The following is a 20,072-nucleotide window of genomic DNA, read 5'->3' on the forward strand; positions in this document are numbered from 1 at the left end:
CATGCACGACAAAATCCTCATCCTCGACTTCGGCTCGCAGGTCACCCAGCTGATCGCGCGGCGTGTGCGCGAGGCGCATGTCTACTGCGAAATCCACCCCAACGATGTCAGCAATGCCTTCGTGCGCGAGTTCGCGCCCAAGGGCATCATCCTGTCGGGCAGCCATGCCAGCACCTACGAAGACCAGGATCTGCGTGCGCCGCAGGCAGTCTGGGAGCTTGGCGTGCCGGTGCTGGGGATTTGCTACGGCATGTTCACCATGACCGTACAGCTCGGCGGCGCGGTCGAGCCCAGCGCCCAGCGCGAGTTCGGCTATGCCGAGGTGCGTGCACACGGTCACACCCGACTGCTCGACGGCATCCAGGATTTCGCCACCCCAGAGGGGCATGGGATGCTCAAGGTGTGGATGAGCCACGGCGACAAAGTGACCGCGATGCCGCCGGGCTTCAAGCGCATGGCGAGCACGCCGAGCTGCCCCATCGCGGGCATGGCCGACGAGGCGCGCGGCTATTACGCGGTGCAGTTCCATCCAGAGGTCACACACACAGCCAAGGGCCGCGAGATGCTGGAGCGCTTCGTGCTGCAGATCTGCGGTGCGCGGCCCGACTGGATCATGCGCGATCACATCGGTGAAGCGGTCGCACAGATCCGCGCGCAGGTCGGGGATGAGCAGGTGATTCTCGGTCTGTCCGGAGGGGTTGACTCCAGCGTGGCGGCTGCATTGATCCATCGTGCCATCGGCGATCAGCTGACCTGTGTGTTTGTCGATCACGGCCTGCTGCGTCTGGACGAGGCGAAAACCGTGATGGACATGTTCGCCGGACGGCTGCACGCCAAGGTATTGCATGTGGACGCCAGCGCGCGGTTCATGGCGGCGCTGGCTGGTGTCAGCGATCCCGAAGCCAAGCGCAAGATCATCGGACGCGAATTCGTCACCGTGTTCCAGACCGAGGCTGCAAAGCTGAAAAACGCCAGGTGGCTGGCTCAGGGCACCATTTATCCCGACGTGATCGAGTCCGGCGGCGCCCGCAGCAAAAAAGCCACGACCATCAAGAGCCACCACAATGTCGGCGGCCTGCCGCAGACCCTTGGGCTGAAGCTGCTCGAACCCCTGCGCGACCTGTTCAAGGACGAGGTGCGGGAACTCGGAGTGGCGCTCGGACTGCCGCATGACATGGTCTACCGCCACCCCTTCCCCGGTCCCGGGCTGGGGGTGCGCATCCTTGGCGAAATCAAGCCCGAATATACGGATCTGCTGCGCCGCGCCGATGCGATTTTCATCGAAGAGCTGCGCAACTGGCGCGATGAAGCGACCGGCAAGACCTGGTACGACCTCACCAGCCAGGCGTTCGCCGTGTTCCTGCCGGTCAAGAGTGTCGGCGTAATGGGCGATGGCCGCACCTACGATCATGTCGTGGCGCTGCGCGCGGTGCAGACCAGCGATTTCATGACCGCAGACTGGGCCGAGCTGCCGTACGGCCTGCTCAAAAAAGTCAGCAGCCGCATCATCAACGAGGTGCGTGGCATCAACCGCGTGACCTACGACATTTCCAGCAAACCGCCAGCCACCATCGAGTGGGAGTGAGTAGTGGTCTGGCAGAGGCCGGCGAGAACAAGCAACAAAGTCTCTGTAAGTCATTGATTTGAAATAAAAAATATCAAATTTTTCTGGCAAAGTCTGGCAGCATCAAGCGGGGGTAAGCAGTCAATTTTGCTGGTATATTTGCTGGCATCCCGCTATCTGATACCACGGTTTGCATCAGGTACCATCAACCGCGCGCAGGACTCGTGATGGTATTGAAATCTACTAACCTGTTGATAAACAAAGAAAAAACGCATGAATTCAGCGTTTGTTCAGTGATGGTATCGAGATGCTGTCCGACACCAAGCTTCGCAACCTCAAACCCGGGGAGAAACCGTACAAGGTCGCCGACCGTGATGGCCTGTATGTGGTCGTCACACCCACGGGGACGATCTCCTTCCGCTACAACTACCGCCTAAACGGGCGGCAGGAAACGCTGGTGCTCGGCCGTTATGGAACTGATGGCATCACGCTGGCCGAAGCGCGGGAAAGGCTCCTGGCCGCAAAAAAACTGGTCAGCGAAGGCAAGTCACCGGCGCGCCAGAAGTCCAGGGAGATGCAGAAGATCAGAGATGCCGAAACGTTCGGCACGTGGGCTGAGCTGTGGCTCAAGCATTACCCGATGGCTGAGTCCACGAGAGACATGCGCCGGTCGGTCTATGAGCGTGACCTGAAGGAACCATTTGGCCGACTCAAGATGACGGAGATCAGCCACGAAGATCTTCGGGAACTATGCGACAAAATCGTGGCGCGAGGCGCGCCGGCAACAGCCGTTCATGCGCGTGAAGTCGTCCACATGGTGTATCGGTACGCGCTGGACCGCGGGCATCGTTATGAAAACCCCGCAGAACTCGTGCGGCCCACATCCATTGCACGCTTCGAACCAAAAGACCGAGCACTGTCTCCACAAGAGATCTGGCTGCTCTATCAATACTTGGAGCGCGTATCGACCGCCCCGACCATCCGCTTGGCGGTCAAGTTGCTGCTGTTGACGATGGTCAGGAAGTCGGAATTGACTGAAGCGACGTGGGACGAAGTCAACTTTACTTTGGCGACCTGGACCATTCCAGCGGAACGGATGAAGAGGAAGCGTCCACACGTGGTGTACCTGTCCCGCCAGGCATTGGATATTTTCGTTGCCCTCAAGACGTGCGCAGGCGGGTCGCGTTATGTCTTGCCGTCGCGCTACGATCCTGACATTCCCATGAGCAAGGCCACACTGAATCAAGTGACGACTCTTGCGTGGAAGGCGGCGCAGGAAGATGGGAAGCCGTTAGGGAAGTTCTGCGTCCACGACTTGCGGCGGACCGCCTCGACCCTGCTTCACGAGGCCGGCTACAACACGGATTGGATCGAGAAGTGCCTCGCCCATGAGCAAAAGGGAATAAGAGCGATTTATAACAAGGCTGAATATGCCGAGCAGCGTCGCGTCATGCTTCAGGACTGGGCTGACATGATCGACCGCTGGGTAAAGGGCGACCCGGCGCTTTGGGCTGTTGTGCCGCCACCTTCCTCGCCTCTATCCATGCTTCGACCTCCCTCAAGTCCCATGCCACTGATCGCGGAGTGAGGGTGAATCGTCTCGGAAATTCGCCGCGCTTTTCCATATCGAAAATCGTTCGATCCGATAACGGAACGATCTTTAGAAGCTGCTTGCGGTTGATGAGAACCCGCCCAAGGATTTTGAGTTCGTCCTCTTGAATGGTGCGCATACTGTCTCCGTTACATGCTGGTTCTTGCTAGAAAATCTTAAACTACCCATCTAGCGTTTTGGTGGGGAAAAAGCGCACACTTTTGAATCATTTCAAGCCAACCCGGCCTCCTCTAGAAAGCGCGATTCAAGACCTTCCTCGATGGCGCTGCTGAGGATGAGCCGATGTCTGGCGCGGGTCATGCCGACGTAGAGCAGACGCCGCTCGTCTTCCTCGGTCGAGTCGGTATGCGGCAAATTCCCGTCCTCGCAGCCCATGATCCAGACATTGTCGAATTCGAGCCCCTTGGAGGCGTGGAGCGTCATGATTTGCACGGCGTGTTTCTGGCGATTCGCATTGGATCGGCCTAAGATGGAAAGCCGCTGCGCAAGGGAGCCAGGCATCTTGGCGATGGACGCTTCTAACCTTCTCAAGAGGTTTAACTGGTTTGGCTTGCAGTAATCCGCCAGAAAACCAGCAACGCCGTGTACGACCAGAGACGGCCTTCCTTTCGCTGCCTGGTTGACCCATCCCGCGAGCCCCATCCGCAAGCGAATGAGGGTCTTTCGCGTGCTGTTGTCCTCCTGGGTATGTTCAATGGCCATGTCGAGTCGAGTGGCGCATCCACCGGAGGTGCGCCTGGAGTGGCCATTGACCCATTCGGGGTGGATTCCGCAAAACGATAGGGCGTTCGCCATACCGGTCCAGGAATCGTCCAGAACCGAACGCAAGATACCCACAAAAATACCGCCAATCGAATGTTCCCAAACGCTCTTGCCGCCGGACCGGCCATATGGCAGACCAATATTCGATACTGCCACTTCAGCATGATCGAGGATCGAATTGGTCCGAGCGAGGATCGCCCATTCATTATTGGGCGACCTGATGGTTTCGACGAGAGCGTCGGCTTCGTCCCATCGTGAGGGCGCGCGAACGACGCGAATTTCGCCAAGATCATCCCTGTGAGCGGTGATTTTCTTGGCTGCCCGGTTTTTGTTGTGGCCGATCAGCTTGGCCGCGTGAGCCAGGATGTTGGGTGCACAGCGGTAGTTGACGGGCAGGGTGGTTTCAGTTGCGGAGAACGCTTCCGTTACCGTTTTGAGGCCGGTGTATCCCAAGGCATGGCGAAAGGCGTAAAGGCTCTGGTCGTCGTCACCGACCAGCGTGACCTCGGCGCCGGCACGGCCATGGAGCAGAATCCACTCCATCTGCACTTCGTCCATGTCCTGAGCCTCGTCCACCAGCAGCCAGCGGATCGGGAGCGGCGGCATGTCGCCACTCGCCATCCGGCGCACCGAGAGCAGCAGCAGGTCGGCGAAGTCCATGGCCCCCTCGGATTCCATGAGTTCTTGGTAGCCGTGAAACACGGCTTCGAGCGACGGATCGGCGAACGGTGCGGGGGCGAGCTTGGCCTTGATTGCATCGATGGCCTGCACTACATCTTCGAATTGAAGGTCGGGCGCGTGCTGCTCCCGGCATCTCCGTAGGACCGCCAAGCGCTCCCCTTCGGAGAGCAGGCGCGGCGGCTTTTTTCGGCTGGCTCGTTTTAGCTGCGCGAGCGCAAGGGAATGGAATGTGCCAACGGCAAGACGCCTTGCATGGTCTTGGCCACAGGAGGCAAGGATTCTCGATCTCAGCTCCTCGGCCGCATCGCGGGTAAAGGTAACCGCACACAGGCGGCCTTTGGGGTGATTTGCGAGCAACCTCGCGGCGCGTTCCGAGAGAACCCGAGTTTTGCCGGAACCTGGGCAGGCGAGAATGGTGCAGTGGCCGGTGGCAGCGACTGCGCGTTCTTGGTACGGGTTGAGATCCACCTATGCTTCAGGCACAGTCTCAGTCGAGGCCGCTTCCTTGATGTCATCGGCCCGATCCGCACCATTCTTTGCCTCGCCTTGCGCTTCCTTCCTGCGGGCCGAGATCATGGCTCGACTGGCGATGGATCGAATAGCGCCGGCCAGGCGGAGCAGCCGGCGCTTCCATTCGTAGATGCTACGTGAGTAGCTGCCATCAGGAATGACGCCTGACAGCCACAGGGGTCTCGCGAGGGCCGGGGTTTTTGTTGCTTGGCATGTCCAGCAGAGTTGGTGCTCTCGAAGGCAGCACCTTTTGAATATGCAAGAAAAAAATAGCAGCCTAATTGCGAGAGCCGCGCAGCCACGTCCTTTCGAAATCATCAGCAGCTTCCGGCCGGCCGAAATGATAGCCCTGCGCCAGCTGGCATCCCAGTGTCAACAGCGCATCGGCCTGATCCGCCCGTTCCACCCCCTCGGCGAGCGTCTCCATCTCCAGGTTCTTGGCCATGGCAATGATGGTGCTGACGATGGCGTAATCGTTGCGATCGTTCAACATGTCGCGGACGAATGAGATGTCGATCTTCAGTTTATGAACAGGGAACCGCTTGAGGTAAGCCAGTGAAGAATATCCGGTGCCGAAATCATCAATGGAGAGCGCAAACCCGGCCGAGGCCAGGGCGCGCGTGATCTCCACGGCACGTTCCGGATCGCGCATCATGCCGGACTCGGTCAGCTCGAGCTCGATTGCAGAGGGTGCTGTACCGGTTTCGCGAGCGATCCGAAGACACCGGTCGATGAAGTCGTCGTCCTCGAACTGCCTTGCGGCCACATTCACCGCGACTCTGCCGGGCAGCGGGCATTGTTGCTCCTGCCAGCGTCGCACCTGGCGGCACGCCTCGCTGAGCGCCCATTCACCCAACGTGCCGATCAACCCCCGTTCTTCGGCGATGGGTATGAACTCCGCCGGTGAAACCATTCCCCACTCGGCGTCAAACCAGCGTGCCAGCGCTTCGGCCCCCTCGATTCTGCCGTTGGATAAATTCATCTGGGGCTGATAGTGGAGTTGCAGTTGTCCGGCGGCAAGGGCGGTTTCCAGCCGATGGGCGATTTCCAGCTTCCTCGCCAAGTCCGTGCCCATCTCCGGGCGGTAGAAGTGATAGCCGCTGCCTGACGTCTTGGCGCGGTACATGGCGATGTCGGCGTGTTTGAGCAGTTCCTCGGCCGAGCGTCCATCTTCTGGATAGAAAGCAATGCCGATACTTGCCTTGAGCGTAAAAAACCGTCCATTGATTGCGAGAGGTTCGGCGAGCGCCTTTTGGACTCGTTCGGCGATGAGGGCCGCGGCCGACTGGTTGGCCCCCATTGCAATCACGACGAACTCGTCGCCTGCCAGGCGCGCCAGGGTTTCCTCCTCTCGCAATGCGGCCTGAAACCGCCGGGCGATCTCGATGAGCGCCCGGTCGCCGATGGCGTGCCCCTGGGTGTCGTTGATCTCCTTGAAGCGGTCGAGATCCAAAAACAGAAGCGCCACCCGCTGTCCGTGGCGCTGGGCGCTCGCCAGCGCTTGCTTGAGCCGATCCAGGAACAACGCCCGGTTGGGCAGCCCCGTCAGAGGGTCGTAGAAGGCGAGCTGCTCGATCTTCGCCGCCTGGGCTTTCTGCTCGCTGATGTCGACCAGGATGCTGATATGGTGACTGACCGCGCCTTGCGCGTCGCGCACGGTGGCAATCGACATCCAGACGGGGTGGATCTCGCCCGATTTGCGCCGGTTCCAGATTTCGCCTTGCCAGCGGCCATCGGCTTCGAGCCTTTCCTTGAGCGCCCGAAAGAAGGCTGCATCGTGCCGCCCGGAATTGAGGATGCGCGGTGTCCGGCCGATCACCTCGGTAGGTGCATAGCCCGTCAGCTCCACGAACGCCCGGTTGACCATCAGGATGCGCTCGGCTGCGTCGGTGACCATGATCCCTTCGACGCTTTGTTCGAATACCACGGCGGCGAGCCGCAGATCCTCCTGCTGCCGGGCCCGTTCGATGGCGATCGCGGCGAGCCGGGCCGCCTGGCGAATGAGCGCCATTTCTTCTGGCGTGGGTGCACACGGCTCGCGGTGGTACAAGGCAAAGGTGCCGAGCACTTTGTTATCGCCGGAGACGATAGGCTCCGACCAGCAGGCCCGAAGCCCGGCGCGGGCGGCGAGATCGCGGTAGTTCGCCCAGTAAGGGTGGGTGAGCACATCCTCGACGATCACGGTGCGGCCCGTGAACGCGGCCGTGCCGCAAGAGCCAACGCCCTCGCCGATCGCCAGACCGTCGATGGCGCGGTTGTAGAACTCGGGCAGGCTGGGGGCGGCGCCGTGCACAAGATGTTTACCGTCGGCAGACAACAGCAGGATCGAGCAGAGCGCGCCATCCATCTGCCGCTCGGCAAAGGCGGCAATGCCCTCCAGCACTTCCGGAAGCGGCACGCCGGTGCTGAGCAGGTCGAGCGTGCGCGCGTAGTGCCGCTGCCATTCCTCGGCGCGCTTGCGCGCGGTGATGTCCACCATGACACTACGCAGCCGTTGTGTGCGGCCCTTCTCGTCTCTCATCACGCGCACGCGGTCGCGTAGCCAGACGACATGCCCATCGGCGGCGATGACACGATATTCGAGTGCGCGATCAAGGGCTTCTGCTGCCGCCTGCAGGTATGTAGCGAGGGCACGCTCGCGGTCCTCAGGATGAATCAGATTGACCCAGAAGTCGGACTCGGCGAGCCAGCGCTCCATAGGGTAGCCCAGGATCGCCTCGGCGCGTCGGCTGACGAAGGTGAAAGCAAGCGTTTCGGCGTCCGCTTCGTAGACGATGGCGTCCAGCCCCTCCACCAGGTCGCGGTAACGCGTCTCGTGCGCGCGAGCCTGCTCGCGCAACCGCTCTTCTTCGCTTACATCCTCCACGATCATCAGAAGCCGGGCTTCTTCTTCTTCTTCTTCTTCTTCTTCCGCAAGGCGGATTCCAGTCAGCGTCACGCGCACCGGGATGCGTGCCGCCTTGCCCGCCGCGCCCATGTCGAGCCGCATATCATGCCGGGCAATGCCATGTTCAAGGATTTCGCGGGCATGTGCCTTAAGCCCCTCGGCCGCGACCACCGCGTCCAGGGGGCAGCCGCGCACCGCATTCTCCGCCAGCCCGAACCGCTTCAGGAACCACTGGTTGGCGGACAACACCGTCAGCTCGGGGGAGAGCACTATCAGCCCGAAGGGGATGCTCGCGAACACCATCTCGGCGTACTCCTTCAGCGCCAGGATGGTTCGCCGGTCGGCCTGGATATAGGTGTCGATGGCTAGCACCATGTCCAGCAGCACGATCTTGCTGAACGACTGAACTGTGGCGACAAACGTCTCGGGGTCTTTCCCGAGCCGCTGCCAGAGTTCGGGCAGCAATCCCGAGAAGTACTTGCCGTAGGCGCCCAGATACCATGCCGGCGCAAGGCCGACGCGCTGGTGGGCCACCCCCACGCGCAGGCGATGGTGGATGTATTCCCGGCCGTATTCGCCGGCGGTGAGGCTGTCGAAGTACCGGGCCTGGGTCTGCTTCAGGCGCTCGAGCGTTGCGGTGTCGGGGATGAGGCGTTGGGTTTCTTCGAAGCGCAGCAGATGGTCGTAGAAAGCCTGGGCGAATTCCGGGGGGAGATCCTGCAGGGCAGTATGCAGCCGCTTGAGCCGGGCGACGTCTTCGTCGGTGAATTCCAGAAAGGCCTTGCGCCGGGCAATCGCGGCATCGTCGAGCTCCAAGGCCCGCACCACCGCTTCGACGATCTCGTCAATCGGCTTCATGCCCCCGGACCTCGCCATGACCCAGGAGGGGGAGAGGAAGCCGCCGTCATGCTTGCTTGCTTGCTTGCTTGCTTGCTTGCGCAAGGTTTCTTCCATCTTGCTTTCGACCTTTTTGTTATTGTTGCGATCTTTTTGTTATTGTTGCATTTTCATTTTACTGGCACTCTGACTGGCCCCTTACCCGGAGCGGGCCAATCATTTGTTATATCGTCAGACGACGCGCTTTCTTAAGGACTCATACGATTGGCAAGCGGCGGCGTGCCGAAGGTCTCGCAGAACACCCGGTACAACTCCCGCTCCACCCAGCGCCAGCCTTCGCTCACCGGGCGAAACCGCACCCGCGCGGCCCCCTCAGCAATATAGCGATACAGCAGCGGATTATCACTGCTACCGCGCAGGTGATCGCCCAGGCGCTTGCGCAGGTCGCCCGTCGAACCGATATAGACCACACCGTGGGGCTCGGGCGACGGTCCCCTTTGTTCCAGCGGCTCGTTTGCTTCCGCAGCGGGGGCGGCAGCTGCCGCGCGGATCTCATACACCCCCGGATGGGCGGGAACCGCGCTGCGCAACGCCTGGGGCGTCAGCGGCATCAGTGCGGAAAACCCTTCGGTCGCCACCAGGTAATTCATCCGGTGACGGCGCCGCCGGCAATCCGGAATCGCGAGCTGGTGCCGGATGTCGGCCACCGTCCGCCGCAATAGCCGGATGCCGTGGTCGCGCGCCAGGATTTCGGCAATTGCCCCGTCCGACAGCGGCCCCTGCAATCTCCCTTCCGCCATCCACGATGGCTCCTTTTTTATCAGGTAATCAACGTAGTGGCAATGAAGCTGGCGCGCCCGGGGAAACAGTCCCGGCAATGGCAGCGCTTTCCCGTTCGGCAGGATGATCGACAGTCCGCGCACCAGGCGAGAGATACGCCCCGCATCGGCCACCATCGAAAGCCCCGCATCAATCCTGAGCCGCTCGGCCATTTGCGCCTGGGTCAGCGGCGCAAGCCGCATCGGGTCGCCGGAGCGCAAGAACGGCGCCTGTGCCTCGAGCAGCGCCTGCATCAGCGCATGGGTGAGCCGGTTGCGGCTGTTGATGAGGCGCAGCCGGTGCAGGGTTGTCGCCAGTTCCTTGGGCAACGCTTGGCGCGACTTGAGGTCCTGCAACATCGCCTCGTCGAACCGGTATTCGCGGGCGAAAGCTTCGCGGTGATAGACGAATACGAGACGCCCGCCCGCCTCAAGCACTTGCCCCAGGCTCAAGTTGGGGAGGCGCGAGAACCTGTCGCCCAGGTCCAGCTCGACCAGGGCGTCTGGTACGGTGGTCGGGCTCACCCATCGAGATTGCACCAATGCGGAAAACCCGGCGGAGGATTCGACCCGCCCCACAAAGCGGTCGAAACCCCGCAGCGGTAATTCCAGGAAACGGGCAAGCATGATCTTGCCCAGGAGAGCGGCATCGATATTGTTGTACTGCAATTCTTCGTCTCTTCTTTTTGTTTCGCGTCGCCTGCCCACAACCCACTCACCATCGCAACCACCCGTTGGAAGACGAAAAACCAGGGGAGCCTCAGTCCGGCGCAAACTGCCCACCGAGTGGGGGCGAAGAGAAATGGTCTTGTGCTCAAAAAAGCGAGCGTTGGCCTGATCATCGGCCCTCGATCAACTCGCCGAACAGTTCTTTGACCTTTGCTCTGGCCTCGATCAGCGCGACCCGTCCCTGCTCGGTGAGCTCGTAGACGCGTCGGCTCCGCCGTCCCGTGCGCTCTTGGCGCGAGGTCAGATAACCCTTTTTCTCCAGCCCATGCAGCATCGGGTACAGCGTGCCGGGACTGATCTCGTAGCCGTGACGTCGCAGCTCCTCGATGATGCCAAGGCCGAAGATGGGCTCTTCGGCCGCATGGTGCAGGAGGTGCAGGCGGATCAGCCCGCCATAGAGATCGTTGTCATTCATCGCAGCTTGCTCAATTCACGACGCTCAACAGCCACCCCGTGACGCCACTGCCCAAGGCGACCAGCCATGGAGGCAGCTTCCAGAACATCAGGGCGACGAAGGCCATCAGTGCCAGACCGAAGTCTTGAGGCCGATGAACCGCGCTCGTCCAGACCGGCTGGTACAGTGCGGCCAGCAGCAAGCCCACGACCGCTGCGTTGACACCGGCCAGTGCGGCCTGTGCGCGGACATGGCGACGCAGTTGCTCCCAACACGGCAGCGCTCCCACCACCAACAGGAACGACGGTATGAAGATGGCGATCAGGCAGATCATTCCGCCGAGCCAACCGGAGGGTTCGCCGTTCATGGACGCGCCGAGGAAGGCGGCGAACGTGAATAAAGGACCGGGCACGGCCTGCGCTGCACCGTATCCGGCCAGGAAGGCTTCGTTGCTCACCCAGCCGGGAGGCACCACCTCGGCTTGCAACAACGGCAACACCACGTGGCCGCCGCCGAACACCAGCGATCCGGCCCGGTAGAAGGCGTCGATGCGGGCCAAGGTTGGATCGGGAACCATGTGCGCCAGGATCGGCAGACCGATCAGTAGCGCAAGGAACACGACCAGCCAGACGGCCCCGGCCCGGCGGCTCACCGTCATGGGCAGGGGGTCGTGGGCGGGAGCCTGCCCAGGCTTGAACAACAGGAGTCCGGCAATGGACGCCATGATGATGACGCCGACTTGCCCCCATGCGGACGGCACCCACAGAACGACGTAACTGGCCACCGCCATGATCGTGACGCGCAGCACATCGGTGCAGAGGTTTCGGGCCATGCCCCAGACCGCCTGGGCCACGACGGCCACCGCCACGATCTTCAGACCGTGCAGCGCACCGGGCGCGAGCGCATCACCGAAGCGCGCGATGCCAAGCGCGAACACGATCAGCGCGACCGCCGACGGCAAGTTGAACCCGGCCCATGCGGCCACCGCCCCGGCGTAACCCGAACGCGACAATCCCAGCGCCATCCCGACCTGACTGCTCGCGGGCCCCGGCAGGAATTGGCAGAGCGCCACCAAGTCCGCATAGCTGCGTTCGGTCAGCCACTGCCGCCGTGTCACGAACTCGTGGCGAAAGTAACCCAAATGGGCGATGGGGCCGCCGAAAGAGGTCAGCCCGAGGCGCAGGAAGATGAAGAACACTGACCACGGGCTGCGGTCTTCTATGTGGGTGCGGGCCATGCGTTCGCCTTCTCGATTGGGTTCGGCCTATTATCGAAATTCGATATCGAAACCCGATTATTTCACACAGGCGTCTCTCGCATGGCACTCGTCTTGATTGGCGTCGCCGCCTTCCTGACCTATAGACCGACCCTATTCTCGGGGTTCGGTCTCTGAACGATCCTGATGCCGGTGTTGGCGTTGTTCTTCCCGGTGCCGCTGGCCATCAAGCAATAACGGCAGGGCGCCATCGTCATCGACATGGCCCGCATCAGCGAGCAATCGGGCAACTTGCCCGCTATGCCGGCCCTGGTCTTCACCGACTCGTAGGTCGCCACCGTTGGCTCGTCGAAAACCACGGCGCATCTCGAGGGCATCGAAACGAACGACCGCACGATCACGCTCGACAACGTACCGCGCGCTCGCCAACTTCGACCCGCGCGGCTTCATCAAGCTGATGGCCGAGGCCGGCTCGGGACGGCTGATCGGCGTGCAGACCTTTGGGAAGGACGTGAAGCGGCTTTCCTGCTGCGCTGGATAAGCTCAAAGGAGTTGGCAGACGGATGCCCATAGCTATCGTTCATGATAACTGTCATTATCATGAGCGCAATTTTTTGCGCACAAGTCGGCAAACCAGAAATGCGGCGGCAAAAACCCCATAGATAACAATTGCTTACGCCTGCTTTTTCTGCTACAGATGCGACAAACGACAGAAAGGAGAAGAGATGGGTCTACTGACCAGACAGCAAGCGGCCGACCTGATGGACGTCCCCGTTACCTGGGTTGATGCGTTCCTGGAGGTTGGATCACTGGAGCGCCACGAAGGGCCGAATGGCGAGACGTTGATCGATGCCGACGAGATTCTGGTGAAGCGTTTTGCGGCAACCCGCTTCGAAGCTGCTTCCCTTGCTCACGTCCGCAGCCTGTTGAAAAAGCTCGGCGCGGACCGCCCTGCGCATCCCGGAAGTTGATCGCAGAACCTCTGGAGCCGAACCCACCGACTTCAGTCGGCGGTAATCGACACCATTGGCGCGGCTGGCGTCTTGTCCCGCGCCTGTTCAAAGACTGCGAAATCCCCACCCTTCAAGCCAATTCTGCGACCCAGCGCCGCCAGGGCATCGCCCATGCGGATACGCTCCGCCGGCTTCACCGCGTTTTCCAGGATGGCGCGCACCTCGGCCTCCGTACTGCGCCCGTGCATGGCGGCGCGCACGCGCAGGGCGCGATGCACCTCATCAGGTAGGTTACGTACTGTCAGGGTGCCCATATACAAAACCCCTTATCTGCTTTCATTGACATCAATAATAGGCGAATGACTGCATTTATGCAGGCATAGGTGCATCACAGAACCACCAGAGCACTTCCTGTAGCAGGCAGCGTGGATTTATCGCCCGCATGCAGGGCGCCGCAACCGCCAGTGAACCGCCAGTCGCAGGCGCCAAGCGCGACATCCGCAGCAGGCTTTTCAGTAAACCGCCAATGCACCGCTAGCAACCGACGCGCGCCGACCATCTCTGAGTGACAGTCTGCGAGTGCACTTCTAGAGAACCGTCTGTGCTACGCAACGCATGCCGCACAAACCGGCCCATGTTGACTTGAAAATGTTGTATGTTGTAGTAGTATCGTATTACTACAGAAAGGATCAGCCATGAAAGAGTTGCTCATACTCGTGCGCGAGGTCGTCGTGCGCGCTTTTGAAATCGCGACGTTTCGGTCCGCCGGCTCTGATCTTCCAGAGTCGAAAAGCTTTGCTGGATGTTTGGCTGCCATATCAGCCATATTCGTCGCTGGAGAGCAAATGGCGCGCGGCCACGGTATCGCCGGCATGCTCATCGCCCCGCCCGCCTGGCTGTTTGTGGTCTGGGTATCCTCGCTGGCGAATGGAAAGACGAACTATCGCATCGCGGCAGCCTTGATGCTTGGAGCGATTCCCGTATGCGTCGGCCTGATGTTGGTCGCCGGCCATGATCTGTTGGAGTGGGTGGTGGCCACATGGGGTGCTTTCGTGGCGATCAACGTGCTCGCGCGCCAGCACGAAGGGTGGTCGTCATGGCGCTGACCCGGGAGGACATTTGGGCCGTCGCCGACCGGCTCGACGCGGAAGGGAAAGCGCCGACCCTGGCCGCCGTTCGCAGAGCGCTTGGCAGCGGAAGCTTCACGACGATCTCCGAAGCCATGCGTGAATGGCACCAGCGACGGAAGGAGAAGACAGACAAGGCGCAGGAAGCTGGCCCCGTACCACCAGACCTGGACGAGACCGTTCGCCGCTTCGCTCAGGGAGTCTGGGCGAAAGCGACGGAGATCGCCAAGGCGGAAGTGTTGAAGCTAAAGGATGAGTACAGCCAGGCGCAGAAAGAGTGGGATCGCGAGCGGCAGGAGCTGGAAGCGGTCGCCGAGGACCTGTCGACGGCGCTGGAGGAGTGCCAGGCCAAGGCGGACGAAGCCGGCGCCGCGTTTGCGGACTTGGTTCGTCGTCACGCCGAGACCGAAGCCCATGTGATCACTCTCAAGGAGCAGGCGAGGGAGAATGAGGCGCGTATCGAAGAGCTGCGGCAGGAGAATCAGCGCCTACACGATCTGTTGCGCCAAATGGCGGCTTCCGGTCGGACAGAAAACGATCGACAGACGTGAACCCCTCGATCGACCGGCACACGGCCACGAGGTAGTCGTGGCTACGCCAACCGGTCAAGCCACGCAAACCACTCGACGCAGGCTCTGTGCAACGATTCTTCGTCGCCGGCAAGGCGGCGCCATGGACCGGCACGCCTTCTGCTACCGATAGACCGGCGCATAACCGCGCCTTTCCCGCACGCGCACGATCCGGCGCACCTCTTTCAGCGCATCCTGTTCGCGCTCGAACACCTGGCGTTTCATCCCGCCCCGCCGGTTGTGCAGGCCGTACCAGCGCCGATACAGCACGAAGTCCCCGAACAGGTCGCGTTCCAGCCACATGGTATAGCCGCGCCGGTCGGTCCTGTACTCAAGTCTCATGCGATAACTCTAGGCATTTGACGGCCAGTTCAACCTGCTCTTCCCCAATCTCACGCCACGCTTTTCCGCTCGGCGCCTTGCGGTTCCACGCCATGCCTGAGGTGTGCGGCATGGGAATGGCAAAGATGTCGCCCACAGCGTCATACAGCCCCAGGATCGCCGGCTGAAGGATCGGGTGCGTATCCTTGGCGAGCAGCACCTGGGATTTTCTGGATCGCTCAATCTGCCAGTGGAGCGGCCCGGGACCGAGGAAGACTTCAGTCGCCGTGGAGCCGACCAGCAACAGCACCTTTGGGCGCGCCATTCCAAGAAAATCGGCAAGCCACGGCAGGCAGTTGGCGATCTCGGTCTTGTCGGGCTTCCGATTGCCATCCGGGCGGCATCGCACGATGTTGGCCACGCCGTAATCGCGGCTGCGCTCCAGTCCGTGCCGGACGAGCAGGGTGTCGAGCGTGCGGCCGGCCTGCCCGACGAATCCTTCTCCGATTTCGTCCTCATCCACGCCCGGCGCCTCCCCGACCGCGAGCAGACCGCCCGGCGGGCAGGGCGTGGGGAAGACGATCCGGGTGCGGCTTGCGGCAAGCCTGTGGCACAGCCGGCACTCAGGCTCTTGACTCGATTTCGGCCCACAGCCGTTCATCGTCCGTCTCCGTGTAGATGCTGGTGGTCGCCAGACTCGCGTGCCCCAGAAGCTTTTGCACCAGATTCACCGGCACCCCGCTCGATGCAAGATGAGCGCCGCAGGTATGCCGTAGCCAATGGACGGTCGCCCGGCGGAAGGTCCTGGCCTCCTGGTCTTTGCCATCCACCGCCAGGCTTTCTGCGGCCTGATGGAATACCGTCCGCAGCGTTTTGTACAAGGCGCTTCCCGTCACTGGTTCCTGGCTTCCAAGCCGGGAAATCAAAGGCGTCTCGGGCGGATTGGCGAGCGGGTCGGGGTCGAGGCCACGGTGGGCAAGGTATTCCCTGAGACGATCCATGACCGGGTTGGACAAGGGTACAGCCCGCCACTTGCCGCCCTTGCCCAGCACTTTGAGCATCCAGCGTACGCCCAGACCTTCCTTGAGCGGCATGGTATAGAGCCGCCCGATGCTCGCATCCACCAGTTCCGATAGACGCAGGCCAGTGGTCTGGGCGAAGGGCAGCACGAAACGTAGCCGGGATGTCGCATCGTCCGCAGGCAAGGTGTCGAGGAAAGTCATCAGGTAGCCCCATTGGCCGGTCGAGAACACCCGCGTCAATTCCACGTCCTCGGGTGTGTCAGTGCTTGCGGCCGGTTTCCGGCCAACGGCGTCCCAGGGGTTGAAGGCGCAATACTGGACACGAACCAACCACTCGAACAGGCTGGAGACGATGGTCAGCGCCTGGCGCACGCTCGCCGCTGACAGCGGGCCGTCGAACGGACGCCAAGCGGGGCTGAATCGTGGCGTGTTTCGGCTGCCGATCCATTCACCTTGGGAAATCCGAAACGGCCACTGCTCCGGGTTCGTCCGCCCAAGGATGGACAGCCAGTCCCGGTAGGCCGCGCAGTCCTCGACGGTGAGATCGGAAAGCGCTTTCTGGCGCTCGATCACAGCCCAGAGAAGCAGCCGTTCAGCTTCCTTGCGGTAGGCTCTGGCCGTGTTCGGGCTGCCGGCTTTCGTGGCAAGCCAGGATTCGATGGCCTGATGGTCATTACCGGCCTGAATGCGCGGCAAGCCGGGATGCCGATTGGAACCCGTTTCGCCAGACAGCGACTGCGGCACCGCGAGGGCCTCGATGGGCACGATGGCGGTCTGTCGATCTCGGGCCTGGACGAGTAGGGGCGCCGGCAGGCTGCGCACCGGTGCAGTGGCATGTTCTGGCAACGGCCCCAGGGACGACTCATATCCACGTAACCAGGCGACGATCCGGGCGGCGCCTTTCTCGCCAAGTTTGGGCACGGTGATCCACCAACGGTATCCACGGCCCCGGATTCGATCCAGAAGGGCGCCGATGGTCGGAATGCCGGCAAGAACCAGTCGATCGGCAACAGACTTGTCGAACCATGCGGAGACAAGATCTGCCGGCACGGGTTCGGTGGCAAGAAGACCTTCGAGGACACCGAGTGCTTTCAGTTGGCGCTCGATGAGGCGTTGACGCTGACGGATTTTTCTGTCCCCGGCCTGGGGGAACGTCTCCAGATACAGCCGGATCAGTTCTTCTTCTTGATAGAACCCGTCAGGGTCGTGTTCTGCCCGGAAATCGTCAAGCGATGGGAATGCGGGGGTCTTGGCCTGCTGGCTGGACGCCAGATGGAGTCGCAGCAATCGCGCCTCGCCCCGTTTGCCATGCCCGAGTGCCGCCTGGCTCAATGTGTCGCGCAGCCAGCCCAGGGCCGTCTTGGCCAGCCGCAGGTCGAGCCCGGTTTCGAGGTAGCGGTCGGCCAACGACTTGAGATCGAGCCCTTGGAGCCACCCTCGGTAAAAGGCGAGGTGGTGGCGGCCTACCTTTCGATCAATCGGAGACATTCTTGATGCGGCGGAGCAACAGATCGGTTTCGCGGGCCGCTGCCTGATCCATGGCAAACGACGGGACATGCGCCCACGCGAGGATTGCATCGACCCCGAAATCGGTTTGATCGCCTTCCTCGTCGAGAACCATCAGACCATCCCCATCTTCGACGAGACGCCCCATTCTTACCGTCTGCGACGGCTCGAACTGCACGTCGGTAGCGAGACCGACATGGCCCGCAAAGATGGCGATATGTCGGGCAGGATCAGCCGCCAAGAAGCTGATGCGCAGGCCTTCGGCGGTGCGGCCTAGCCACTTGCGCACCACGAGGGCGACGAGCGTGTTTTTCGGGGGCATTCCAATATTCCAGATCACATCCCATCTCCCAATGACTTGGCGAACGTGAGCGCCCGATTCTGAGTCCCTGCATTCTGTTGAGACTCGGTGGCCGGACCTATGGCCGGCCTGCTACCGATCCCGCCACAAACGGCAGCGAGCCCGAGCGTTGCGAGCGTCCGGACACGTTCAGCCCGCAGCCTGGCGGGCACCTCCTGCAACGCCGCAAAAAGCTCCGGACTGGCTTCGGTAACGGTAAGAACGATCCGGATACCACTCACTGGGCCGCCCCCATCAACCAGAATCCACGAGCATTGGAGCACACCGGGTCCTTCGGCGTGACCACGGCCAGCCGTGGAAACGCGGCCTGCACCGCCTCGCGGAAGAACATGGCGCCGCCACCAACCAGGACCACGAGGTCAGCCATCTTGCTTTCCGTCCGCAGCGACTTCTGGATGGATTCGACAACAACCGGACCGACCGTCTTCGCGGCCTGCTCGATGTAGGGAGCCAGCTCCACGCGCTGGCCAAGCACGAGCACGGTTGACTTGCCAGCCCGGATGGCGTTTTCGAAGGTTTCGGTATTGACCGCCGAGCCGTGATCCTTGGCAATCAGCCTGGAAGCCTCTTCGAGAACGACCGACGAGGCATTGAGGCTGGTGCCGGAGGATTGGCGATGCAGGTCCTTGTTGGCGATCACGACCCAATCGACCGAGAAGAACCCGGGATCGACCACTAGCACTCGCGCGTCCTCGATATCGGCATCTTCCTGGGAGATGTAGTCGAGAAGCCCGCCCACCGGTTGCGGGATGACCTTGACCTTCTCGACAGCGACGGTTCGCTTGGGCGTTACCTGATGGTTTCCCTGCATCTGTTCGGCCACGGCTTTCTTGCGGGCCTCATCCAGATACTGGGACACAGGCAGCCCGGTGACCAGCGTGTCGATCCTGTCCATCTCCGAGAGGAGAAGGCCGGCGTGAAACAACGCCTTGTAAGACGCTGTGGCGGGGTAGTCCGCGTGCAGGGAACGACTCCACATTTCGGCGCGGTCCGGTGAGACGCCGGCGATGAACTCCTGCCCGTCCACCATCACATGCAGGAAGTCATCGTGCGCCTTCCCATCGAAGCGCGCCCCGAATCTGTCGGCGGGCGCGGCGCCCGCAGGGCGCAGGTGGGTTTTCGGGGATTCGCCTTTGGCGCCAAAGGCGATCTTCAGGTTGGAGTACCCAATGTCAATACCGAGAATATTCAAGTCGACCTCCAGTGAACCGTTAGAAACAAGTTTTCGGTCATCTCGCTCCGAAGTGATTCGGTGCACCCTCAGTCGCCTTCCAGAGAACCGTCAGTAGCACCGGCATGATCGCTCGACAACCTAATACCGCTAGCAAACCACTTGAGAACATATCAGGCGGATCATCCAAAACTGCGACGAAAAGAGCGCAAAAACGCACTGTTTAGCGCCACGAACACGGAGAGCGTCGAGTTACAGTATTGAGTGTTGTGGTGCCTTTCCAGTACTGGAAAGGAATCGAAGCGTCATGCCTTAGATTCAAAGGCACAGAAACGATGATGGGTTGCCAGTGCGGCCAGTGCCCCATGCAGAATGGCCGTCGCCAACAAGCTCGGTTGCCTTTCCAGTACTGGAAAGGAATCGAAGCGCGATGTCTACATGGCACGGCCAGAAATGCAGTACGTCTCTGGTGCCTTTCCAGTACTGGAAAGGAATCGAAGCGTCATGCCTTAGAGTTAAAGGCATTGCGTCAAGGTGCGCGGGTAAACGAGGAGGGGGAATTTTTCTCTATAAGGCATAGCGTTTTGTTGCCGATCTAGTAAACATAAGGAAATCGATATGACCAACACGATGCAGGGAAACGACTTGGGAGAAGTCAAAGCAGCCCTGGAAAGGCACATGGAAAGCCTGCACAAACGGGCAATGGCTGTGGTGAACGAGTACTACAAATTCAAGGACGAGATGAACCAGCATATGGACTGGCAGAAGAAAAGCTCCCTCAAGCCCAGAATCCGCCAGCGTGGGCTATCGATAGCAGCGGAGTGGTACGACAAGCGCTGGTACGGCTCGAAGGCGAAGGGCACGCGGAGGGCGTTTACGACGTACATCGCCAAGCCTAGAGCAGCGCATGGCTACACCCTGAGCAAACTGCTGGAATATGCCCAGGACTGAGAGAAGGACAAGGTGGCCGAAACCGAGAACGCATTGGCGGCGATCCGGTACGAGGCGGGCTGCGTCATGAGGGCCCTGTCC

Annotated in this window: 17 protein-coding genes and 2 pseudogenes; 7 read left to right on the forward strand and 12 right to left on the reverse strand. The window is 61.2% G+C overall.

Features of this window, described 5'->3' with window-relative positions:
• Position 1 precedes the first annotated feature (1 nt).
• Together guaA and ACZ47F_RS08770 are read left to right on the forward strand one after the other, a co-directional pair.
• On the forward strand, positions 2–1,585 hold the full coding sequence (gene guaA / locus ACZ47F_RS08765) for a glutamine-hydrolyzing GMP synthase (protein WP_464924350.1): 1,584 nt from the start codon (positions 2–4) through the stop codon (positions 1,583–1,585).
• Between the two features lie 286 nt (positions 1,586–1,871).
• A complete protein-coding gene (locus tag ACZ47F_RS08770; protein ID WP_464924351.1) occupies positions 1,872–3,152 on the forward strand; it encodes a tyrosine-type recombinase/integrase in 1,281 nt (426 codons plus the stop codon).
• Between the two features lie 10 nt (positions 3,153–3,162).
• Here the strand turns inward: ACZ47F_RS08770 and ACZ47F_RS08775 are convergent.
• The 6 genes and pseudogenes from ACZ47F_RS08775 to chrA all read right to left on the reverse strand — a co-directional run.
• Positions 3,163–3,294, reverse strand: a pseudogene (locus tag ACZ47F_RS08775) (hypothetical protein); the annotation flags it as partial.
• Between the two features lie 92 nt (positions 3,295–3,386).
• Positions 3,387–5,087, reverse strand: a complete 1,701-nt coding sequence (locus ACZ47F_RS08780; protein WP_464924352.1) for an ATP-dependent helicase — start codon at positions 5,085–5,087, stop codon at positions 3,387–3,389.
• Between the two features lie 319 nt (positions 5,088–5,406).
• Positions 5,407–8,970: an EAL domain-containing protein gene (locus ACZ47F_RS08785; protein WP_464924353.1), complete on the reverse strand. Its 3,564-nt coding sequence runs from the start codon at positions 8,968–8,970 to the stop codon at positions 5,407–5,409.
• A gap of 131 nt (positions 8,971–9,101) precedes the next feature.
• On the reverse strand, positions 9,102–10,340 hold the full coding sequence (locus tag ACZ47F_RS08790) for an RNA polymerase factor sigma-54 (RefSeq protein ID WP_464924354.1): 1,239 nt from the start codon (positions 10,338–10,340) through the stop codon (positions 9,102–9,104).
• Between the two features lie 169 nt (positions 10,341–10,509).
• On the reverse strand, positions 10,510–10,815 hold the full coding sequence (locus ACZ47F_RS08795) for a PadR family transcriptional regulator (RefSeq protein WP_464924355.1): 306 nt from the start codon (positions 10,813–10,815) through the stop codon (positions 10,510–10,512).
• Between the two features lie 10 nt (positions 10,816–10,825).
• Positions 10,826–12,031, reverse strand: coding sequence for a chromate efflux transporter (chrA, locus tag ACZ47F_RS08800; protein ID WP_464924356.1), 1,206 nt, complete (start codon positions 12,029–12,031; stop codon positions 10,826–10,828).
• Between the two features lie 267 nt (positions 12,032–12,298).
• On the opposite strand from chrA, the pseudogene ACZ47F_RS08805 reads away from it, so the two are divergent.
• A pseudogene (locus tag ACZ47F_RS08805) lies at positions 12,299–12,551 on the forward strand (mercury(II) reductase); the annotation flags it as partial.
• A 184-nt stretch (positions 12,552–12,735) separates the two neighbouring features.
• Entirely contained in the window at positions 12,736–12,981 is a 246-nt protein-coding gene (locus ACZ47F_RS08810) for a hypothetical protein (protein ID WP_464924357.1), read from the forward strand.
• A 32-nt stretch (positions 12,982–13,013) separates the two neighbouring features.
• Here the strand turns inward: ACZ47F_RS08810 and ACZ47F_RS08815 are convergent, their stop codons facing one another.
• A complete protein-coding gene (locus ACZ47F_RS08815; RefSeq protein ID WP_464924358.1) occupies positions 13,014–13,277 on the reverse strand; it encodes a FitA-like ribbon-helix-helix domain-containing protein in 264 nt (87 codons plus the stop codon).
• Positions 13,278–13,658: 381 nt separating this feature from the next.
• On the opposite strand from ACZ47F_RS08815, the gene ACZ47F_RS08820 reads away from it, so the two are divergent.
• Complete coding sequence (locus ACZ47F_RS08820) at positions 13,659–14,069, forward strand: hypothetical protein (protein ID WP_464924359.1); 411 nt, start codon at positions 13,659–13,661, stop codon at positions 14,067–14,069.
• Positions 14,060–14,641 (forward strand): DNA-binding protein, encoded by a 582-nt coding sequence (locus ACZ47F_RS08825; RefSeq protein ID WP_464924360.1) that lies wholly within the window; start codon positions 14,060–14,062, stop codon positions 14,639–14,641. The genes ACZ47F_RS08820 and ACZ47F_RS08825 overlap by 10 nt, the downstream gene beginning before the upstream one ends.
• Positions 14,642–14,782: 141 nt before the next feature.
• On the opposite strand, the gene ACZ47F_RS08830 is transcribed toward ACZ47F_RS08825, so the two are convergent.
• From ACZ47F_RS08830 to ACZ47F_RS08850, 5 genes are all read right to left on the reverse strand, one after another.
• Positions 14,783–15,001 carry a WGR domain-containing protein gene (locus ACZ47F_RS08830; RefSeq protein WP_464924361.1) on the reverse strand — a complete coding sequence of 73 codons (219 nt, stop codon included), beginning with the start codon at positions 14,999–15,001 and terminating at the stop codon, positions 14,783–14,785.
• Positions 14,991–15,641: a uracil-DNA glycosylase gene (locus tag ACZ47F_RS08835; protein ID WP_464924362.1), complete on the reverse strand. Its 651-nt coding sequence runs from the start codon at positions 15,639–15,641 to the stop codon at positions 14,991–14,993. The genes ACZ47F_RS08830 and ACZ47F_RS08835 overlap by 11 nt, the downstream gene beginning before the upstream one ends.
• Positions 15,604–17,409 (reverse strand): tyrosine-type recombinase/integrase, encoded by a 1,806-nt coding sequence (locus ACZ47F_RS08840; RefSeq protein ID WP_464924363.1) that lies wholly within the window; start codon positions 17,407–17,409, stop codon positions 15,604–15,606. Before ACZ47F_RS08840 ends, ACZ47F_RS08835 begins: the two co-directional genes overlap by 38 nt.
• Before the next feature lie 67 nt (positions 17,410–17,476).
• Positions 17,477–17,830, reverse strand: a complete 354-nt coding sequence (locus ACZ47F_RS08845) for a hypothetical protein (protein WP_464924364.1) — start codon at positions 17,828–17,830, stop codon at positions 17,477–17,479.
• 256 nt (positions 17,831–18,086) lie between these two features.
• Positions 18,087–19,061: a ParM/StbA family protein gene (locus ACZ47F_RS08850; RefSeq protein WP_464924365.1), complete on the reverse strand. Its 975-nt coding sequence runs from the start codon at positions 19,059–19,061 to the stop codon at positions 18,087–18,089.
• Between the two features lie 597 nt (positions 19,062–19,658).
• On the opposite strand from ACZ47F_RS08850, the gene mobI reads away from it, so the two are divergent.
• Positions 19,659–19,991, forward strand: coding sequence for a conjugative transfer protein MobI(A/C) (mobI, locus tag ACZ47F_RS08855; RefSeq protein ID WP_464924366.1), 333 nt, complete (start codon positions 19,659–19,661; stop codon positions 19,989–19,991).
• Positions 19,992–20,072: the final 81 nt, after the last annotated feature.

It is taken from the genome of Thiomonas islandica (assembly GCF_055383445.1).